At 52.2% G+C, this 1208-nt stretch carries 2 protein-coding genes; both read right to left on the bottom strand.

The annotated features are described in order from the left end of the window. A partial coding sequence (locus PMI34_RS22420) for a hypothetical protein (RefSeq protein ID WP_008047220.1) occupies nt 1-569 on the bottom strand: 569 nt, incomplete at its 3' end. Nucleotides 570-849: 280 nt separating this feature from the next. Continuing rightward, entirely contained in the window at nt 850-1128 is a 279-nt protein-coding gene (locus PMI34_RS22425) for a DUF2790 domain-containing protein (protein ID WP_008047217.1), read from the bottom strand. Nucleotides 1129-1208 lie beyond the last annotated feature (80 nt).

Here is a 1208-nt window from a genome sequence, read left to right as displayed (position 1 = left end):
GTGAGCAGTACCATCGCCCCGAATCCACCGACGATGAGTACCGGATAGGCTGCCAGCAACTCCACCAGCGAGTACTTCCAGGCCAGCGGACGACCCACACCCAGCATGGCGGCATAGAACCACGACACGGCAGAGAGGGCGCCGGAGAACAGCGCGAGCATGCGCAGGCTGAAGGAAAGGTTGAGTAACGAACCGGCTTTTTTCAGCGCGGGCAAGACAGCGCTATGCAACAGGAAGCCGTTGAAGGTCAACAGCACAACGATGCCGATTTTGGCCTGCAATTTTGGATTGAGGAAATATTCCATTCCCTTGCCGGCATAATCGATTCCGACAATACCAATGCCCGTAATCCAAAGCGCTACAAGTGCAAGCGATACGGTTTTTTGAAGGCTTTCCATGTGCGCGTCATCGTGGTGACCTGACGCATCCCCCTTCAGGAGTTGCTTGACCATTGCAATGTCACTGGTCAAGACCAGCCCGATTGCCACACAGCAGGCGATAAGATGAAAATATACAACGCCTAAACGCACATATTCCACGGTGGACGAAGAGAACATACTAAGTTCCATGGTTACCTCTTGGTTTCAATAGTGAATCAACTTGGCTTTCGGCACGGCTTGATTAGAGTTTGCCGTTGCTGACTGCCATTTAGATCCAGCCATTGTTATCAATTAATCCTGCGACATTACGTCATCAAGATAATAGTGAATTTCGCGAATGAACTTTTAGTCATTCGATCATGTCCATGTTCAGGTAACAAAAAACCTCAATCGCACTGAGCGCAGAGAAGGTTTAACTTCCACTTCTGGGGGGGAGCAAACGAGGCCCGGAACTCTGTCGGTGAGTTGATCAGGCAATGCTGGTTGGGTCGGCGGGGCTTCCACCCCATTCGAGGAAACGGATCTTGTGAACTTCACCCTCGCTGTCTTCGTAGACCAGGGTCACCGGTACCACGCCGGTCTTGTCGGATGTATCGGTGCGCTGCAGTACCCGTTTCACATCGATGTCCATTCCGTAGTGGTATTCGACGGCCGAGACATGCGCGCCGGGCTCTTGCAGGCTGTTCTGATCGAAGACACTGGGTGCGAGACTGGAAATCACTGCACTGACAATTGTGGCCATACTCATAAGGCTGTACCTCTGCTGACGTTCGCTTGACGGGGACCTAATGTGACACGTTGACAAGGTGAAGTTCACTTCACCGCGAC

Origin of the sequence: Pseudomonas sp. GM74 (genome assembly GCF_000282455.1) — a bacterium.
In the GTDB taxonomy this organism is placed as follows: domain Bacteria; phylum Pseudomonadota; class Gammaproteobacteria; order Pseudomonadales; family Pseudomonadaceae; genus Aquipseudomonas.
The sequence above is the reverse complement of the archived record's forward strand: the minus strand, read 5'-3'. Positions and strand labels throughout refer to the sequence as shown.